Source organism: Methanosarcina sp. A14 (assembly GCF_001729375.1).
Classification (GTDB): domain Archaea; phylum Halobacteriota; class Methanosarcinia; order Methanosarcinales; family Methanosarcinaceae; genus Methanosarcina; species Methanosarcina barkeri.
This window is the reverse complement of the sequence record NZ_LZPK01000150.1, coordinates 1-6122: the sequence shown is the minus strand read 5'-3', so window position 1 is coordinate 6122 and position 6122 is coordinate 1. Positions and strand designations below refer to the sequence as shown.

General features: G+C 41.3%; 4 protein-coding genes and 1 pseudogene. 2 read left to right on the top strand and 3 right to left on the bottom strand.

The annotated features are described in order from the left end of the window. Both A9239_RS07965 and nadC read right to left on the bottom strand, forming a co-directional pair. Window positions 1–548, bottom strand: a pseudogene (locus A9239_RS07965) (iron ABC transporter substrate-binding protein); the annotation flags it as partial. Between the two features lie 413 nt (window positions 549–961). Next, entirely contained in the window at window positions 962–1786 is an 825-nt protein-coding gene (gene nadC / locus A9239_RS07960) for a carboxylating nicotinate-nucleotide diphosphorylase (RefSeq protein WP_048119556.1), read from the bottom strand. A 197-nt stretch (window positions 1787–1983) separates the two neighbouring features. Between nadC and A9239_RS07955 the strand changes: the two genes are divergently transcribed. Both A9239_RS07955 and nadA read left to right on the top strand, forming a co-directional pair. Then, on the top strand, window positions 1984–2799 hold the full coding sequence (locus A9239_RS07955) for an aspartate dehydrogenase (protein ID WP_080941522.1): 816 nt from the start codon (window positions 1984–1986) through the stop codon (window positions 2797–2799). Window positions 2800–3520: 721 nt separating this feature from the next. Next, complete coding sequence (gene nadA, locus A9239_RS07950; protein WP_048154785.1) at window positions 3521–4435, top strand: quinolinate synthase NadA; 915 nt, start codon at window positions 3521–3523, stop codon at window positions 4433–4435. 205 nt (window positions 4436–4640) lie between these two features. On the opposite strand, the gene A9239_RS07945 is transcribed toward nadA, so the two are convergent. Beyond that, on the bottom strand, window positions 4641–6122 hold a 1482-nt coding region (locus A9239_RS07945; protein WP_141706411.1), incomplete at its 5' end, for a PGF-pre-PGF domain-containing protein.

Sequence of the window (6122 nt, the reverse complement as noted above, 5' to 3'; positions counted from 1 at the left end):
GGGAACATGACAACAGGAATGCCAGTTTTATTCTGAAGCGCATCGGCATCAGCACCATTGCTTGCTGTCGACTGGCCACTTGTGCCGGTTTTCAGGATGACCTGGGGACTGATGGCAATTATCTTTTCAGGATCATCATTGCCTCTGAATTCCCCAATCAAGGGATAATCTTTAAGCTGCGGGTTTGCAAGGACATAGGGACGGCCCTCTACTTCGCTTTTCTCTTTTTCCAAGCTATCAACCCCTACTACGTCGTCCTGAGCCTGCAGGTATACAAGATAGCGCAGGCATCCAGCTCCTGAGCAAACAACCTGTTCCACATTTTCAGGTATGGTAACTTCCCTACCATATCCATCCGTGAGTGTAAACTCTCCAGATTCTACGGCCTTATTGGTGTCTGAAACTCCTGAAGTTTCTGATGGAGAAGATCCGTTCTGATTCGTATCAGATGTGGATTTGTCCGCGCAACCTGAAGTCACTACAAGAGCAGCAACGAGCAATCCTATTAGAATAATTTTATATAATTTAACATTATAATTAAACTTCATGTTACTTTCCTCTATTCTTAGAGAATAAAAGTATTACATAAAGTTAACTAAATTTTCTTAATTGTTATTAAATTTTAAGAACTCTCCAAAAATGAAGAGCTATTGTGACCTATAAAGCAGATGATGATAAACTTACGATGTAACCTGAACCAGCTTTCTTTCAATTAATGAAAATAAGAACCAGAGATAGTGGCTGTTTTCAGGTGAATTGACACCTGCAAAAGGTTAACTCCGTTAAAACTAATAAGGTAAAACGGAGATAAAAAAGATAAAACTAAAAATTAACACAAAAATTATTATTTACTAGTTGTCTTGAAAATTTAGTTATTGGTCATATAACCTCTGAATCGCTATATGTTGATGAGAAGCTATCAAAGATTATGCTCAATAATTAAATTGCCATGGCAATTTAATTATTTTATGATTTCCAGGCTCATATCTATCCATCTTGATTTATGGATAAGGGATCCCATCGAGATGACATCTACTCCTGTTTTTGCATAACCTTCAAGGTTTTCCTGGGAAATTCCTCCGGATGCTTCCACAATAACTGAGTTTCGAAGCCCTTTTCCACTAAGTGTTTTGAGGGTTTTTTGGATAGCTTCAGGCTGCATATTGTCCAGCATTATAATATCAACTCCCAGTTCTGCAGCGAGCACAGCGTGTTCTGCAGACTCAACCTCGACTTCTATTTTCCGGGTGAAGCTGGTTTTTTTTGCGGCTTCGATTGCGGCTTCTATTCCCATCAGTTTAACGTGGTTATCCTTAATCATAACCGAGTCAGAAAGGTTGAATCTATGAGTATCTCCTCCGCCTGCAGCTACAGCCAGCTTTTCGAACTTCCTTATGCCGGGAGTGGTTTTTCTGGTACAGGCCACCCTTGTAGTCTCGGAATACTGCCTTACCGTATCCACGCATGCCCGGGTAAGAGTGGCAATCCCGCTAAGGTGCCCGAGGAAATTCAGAGCCAGTCTCTCTGCCCTGAGAATAGATACTGCTCCTCCCTTTAGCCTGAAAATTATCTCCTCTTCTTTGAGGCAATCCCCGTCTTTAAGAGTGGTTTCAGCCTGAATTCCAAGATAGAAAAAAATTGATTCGGCTTCTTTAATTCCCGCAACAGTACAGTCTTCCTTAGTGAAAATAATAGCTTCTGCAGGTTTGTCAGGCACGATAGTGCACGAGACATCATCGTATCCCAGATCTTCTTCTATAAAGCTTTCAACCTCTTTGATAAGCATAAATTTTACCCCGCTATTTTATGTTACCAGGATTTATAAGGGGTATGGGCATTTTAGGGTGTTCTATCACTAAGAAAATAATCTCAACAGAAGGCTTTAAAAGAGGGAAAAGAATACAATACCCGATCCTCAGGCTTTTAAAGCCGGAGACAAAAATCTAAAGATCAAGGTTTATTGATCATTTACAGGAGCCTGAAATGCTGAAAATAGGAGTTATTGGTTGCGGATTTATTGGTGGACAGATTTGCAGGGCTATTGACAAAGGAGTTATTAATGCGGAGTTGTATGCTCTCTCCGACTCTTCTAAGAACAAAGTCCTGGAACTGACATCCTCCCTGAAAAGGTACAGTCCTGCCTCAATGACGATTGAGGAACTACTGAAAAATGTGGACTTTGTTATAGAAAGTGCCTCTCAAAAAGCTGTCAGGTTAATAGTACCACAGGCTCTTGAAGCTGGGCGCGATGTGATGGTTATGAGTGTAGGCGCTCTTGCGGACGAAGAACTCAGAGAAAGGCTCTTCAGACTTGCAGAGCAGAATAACTGCAAACTCTATTTCCCTTCAGGCGCAGTTGCTGGTATTGATGGAATAAACTCCGCCTCAGCAGCGGAAATATCATCAGTTACCCTTACTACCAGAAAACCGCCTATGGGCCTCGCTGGGGCTCCCCAGGTTGAAGCTCTGGGAATTAAGCTTGAAACAATCGAAAAAGAAACCCTGCTTTTTGAAGGGCCTGCCTCGGAAGCAGTTAAAGCCTTCCCCGCAAATGTGAATGTTGCAGCCACAATAAGCCTGGCAGGCATAGGCTTTGAGCGAACAAAAGTAAGAGTAATCGCTGACCCTACTCTGTCCAAAAATGTACATGAAATAACTGTAGAAGGCGAATTCGGAAAACTTTCCACAAGAGTCGAAAACCTCCCCTCCCCGGAAAATCCGAAAACAAGTTATCTTGCGGCCCTTTCTGCAATTTCCACCCTGAAAAAAATCCTGAGCCCGGTCCAGATCGGAACATGAACTGACAAAAAATACTTGAAGTTAAGATATTATATTATTTTACTCACACAGTAAAAAATGCAATATATCTTACTGGTTTATTGAGCGAAAGAACAGAGATTTTTACTTATAAATTAGTTCACTTGAGCGCAAGCATGTCACCACTTAACGATGTCAACCAGGTCGTCCAATCAAGTCGTTTTCGATCAAAACTTTTAAAAAAGGGTTTGCGCTCAAGCCATTTTGACAAAGATTGTGCTCAAGCTTTTTTGACAAGGATTGCGCCACAACCGTTGAGCTGCAACCGTTGCGTCGGTTGACCATGCCGACAGGGTTTAGGGATAGGGTCAGCAAACCTAAACGTTATTCAGGATTTTCGATCAAACCTTTTTTCAAAAAGCTTGCAGGCAAGCAGTTTTTTTAAAAGGATTATGAACAAGCAACTTTTTCAAAAGAACTGCAGGACTCAGGTGGCAACTCGGAGGCTCACAAAAAATACAATTCACAAATATTATTCACAAATATTATATAGTGCGGGAGAGTTAAGCACGTAAGCTTTCCGGAGCAAATGGCATGCGTGCAAAAAGAGCGCGCTGGATGGAATTTCCGTCGTTGCACTCCTTTTTACGTTCACTCGCCTGTTAAAACCTTACATTTAAACTGGTTATTTTAAGCTTGATCTTCAATCTCATACCCGGGTCCCTATTTTCCGGACTTTATTCCAAAAACTTATGGTGATTCCATGCAGCAAGCAGAGTTAATAGAAAGGATCAAAGAACTCAAAATAAAACGAAATGCAGTTATTCTTGCTCATTATTATTCCCGTCCTGAGGTTCAGGATATTGCAGATTTTGTTGGAGACTCCCTGGGCCTTAGCCAAGAGGCTGTCCGTCAGACTGCTGATGTAATTGTTTTTTGCGGCGTCCATTTTATGGGAGAAAGCGCTGCAATTCTCTGTCCTGATAAAACAGTCCTCCTGCCGGAAATTGATGCCACCTGCCCTATGGCAGACATGGTGGATATTGAAGGTCTCAAGAGAGAAAAAGAAAAGCACCCTGATGCCTTGGTGGTCTGCTATGTTAACAGCTCAGCTGCCATTAAAGCCGAGTCTTACATCTGCTGTACGTCCGCAAATGCCGTTGAGGTGGTAAACTCCCTGGAGGCTGATGAGGTTATTTTTGTGCCTGATAAAAACCTGGCTGCCTATGTAGAAGCCAGGACTGACAAAAAAATAATTCCCTGGGAAGGACACTGTCCAACGCACCATCAGATCCTTAGAGAAGATGTCCTGAAAATGAAGGAAAAGCACCCAGAAGCGAAGTTTATTGCACACCCCGAATGCCGCCCCGAGGTTCTGGAACTTGCAGACCATATTGCAAGCACACGAGGGATGATAATGTATGCAAAAAACTCCCCTGCAAAAGAGTTCATTATAGGTACGGAATGCGGACTCCTCCACGGGCTACATAAAGCAGCTCCCGAAAAGAAATATTACTGCGTTTCGGAATTTGCCTGCTGCCCGAGCATGAAAATGGTTAATCTTGAAAAAGTCCTAGTCTCTCTTGAAAAAGTCCAGCACGTAGTCACTGTCCCATACAATGTGAGGACCAGAGCAAAAGAAGCACTTGATCGGATGCTCGCGGTAAAAATTCGATAAGCATCTGGTGTTTAAGATCTTGTGTGTAAGATTAACTTTATTTAAGTGATGGGAAAAATAATAAGAAGTAGGTGAGAAAAAAATCTCACATACTTTATATAACGTATGTTATTCTCAGATCTTTTTCTTAGATCTTTTTCTTAGACCTTTTTTCTTAGATCTTTTCTCAGATCTTTTTCTTAGATCTTTTTCTTAGAACTTTTTCTTAGATCTTTTTCTTAAATATGCCATATCCAACAAGAAGCATGAAAAGCGGTAAGGAAATTGCCATAAGTATCCTTGCTGTTCCCATTGGATTCTTTATTCTACTGCTATTATTATTTTCTGCATTTCCGTAAAGAGCTGCTTTTCCTTCACTTCCCAGATTTCTCAGGGTTTCCTGTATTTTTTCAGCCCCATTGATATTCATTAGATTTTGCCCGGTATATTCCGTTATTGCAAAGAAGGAATAGCCAGGAGTTTCCGATTTAAAGTAAATATAATTATCATCTTCTCCAACTTTTTCCGTGTAAAGTGGCTGCCAGTCACTATCATATCTTTGAAGGACTACCTGAGTCTCATTAATGTTATTATCTTTGATCCATGCCTTCTCAACCTTAAACTCTACAAACCCACTATTAATGGAAGTCGGAAGCCCTGCTCCGCGATCTCCTACCCAGATATTCGCATATTTATAGACTGTGCCTTCAGGAGAGGTCTGGACAAGGGTGGATCTGTTTTTAAGTTCTTCTACAACTGTTGTTGTTTTTCTGAATGTTTTCTTAGGATCAAATTCAATATTTACAATGCACGTGGCATTTTTTGTAAAATCGAACTGGACAGGATAACCACTCACGATACTCATGGTAGAAAGTTCCTGAGCAGCAATATTGGTTACTGGCTCGCTGGAAACAAGATTCATACCTGAACCACTAGAACCTGAACCACTAGAACCTGAACCACTAGAACCTGAATCCTCATTTTCAGTATCTGAACTCCCGTTATCTGTACTCCCGTTATCTGTACTCCCGTTATCTGTACTTTCGGTAACTGAACTTTTAGTATCTGAACTTGTGTTATCCGAATTTTGGGTATCAGAATCCCCGCTATCTGAACTTGTGTTATCCGAATTTTGGGTATCAGAATTTCCAGTATCTGAACTTACGGTATCTGAATTTTTGGTTTCTGAATTTCCAGTATCTTGACTTGTGCCTGAATTTCCAGTATCTGAATTTTTGGTATCTGAGTCACCGCTACTTGAGTCACCGCTACCTGAGTCTGAATCTCCTTTGCTAGAATCTACGTTATCTGAATCGGAAGTTGAATTTTTATCATCCGAGCTAGTGCCCGAATTTCCATCATCTAAGCCGGAATCGGAATTACCGGAATCCGGACTAGTGCTTGAATTTCCATTGTCTAAGCCTGAATCGGAATTACTATCATTCGAGCCAGAATCAGAATTACTATCATTCGAGCCAGAATCGGAATTTTTATCATTTGAGCCAGAATCAGAATTACTATCATTCGAGCCAGAATCGGAATTACCATCATCTGGGCTAGTGCCTGAATTCCCATCGTCTACGCCTGAATCGGAATTACTATCATTCGAACCAGAATCGGAACTACCATCACTTGAGCCAGAATCCACTTTGTCCGTGTCTGAATCCCCTGTATCTGAACTTCCGCTGTCTGAGACGGAATCTCCTGT

Coding starts and splice junctions, on each gene's coding strand:
- nadA (WP_048154785.1), top strand. CDS start 3,521: ATGCAGCAAGCAGAGTTAATAGAAAGGATCAAAGAACTCAAAATAAAA.
- nadC (WP_048119556.1), bottom strand. CDS start 1,786: ATGCTTATCAAAGAGGTTGAAAGCTTTATAGAAGAAGATCTGGGATAC.
- A9239_RS07955 (WP_080941522.1), top strand. CDS start 1,984: ATGCTGAAAATAGGAGTTATTGGTTGCGGATTTATTGGTGGACAGATT.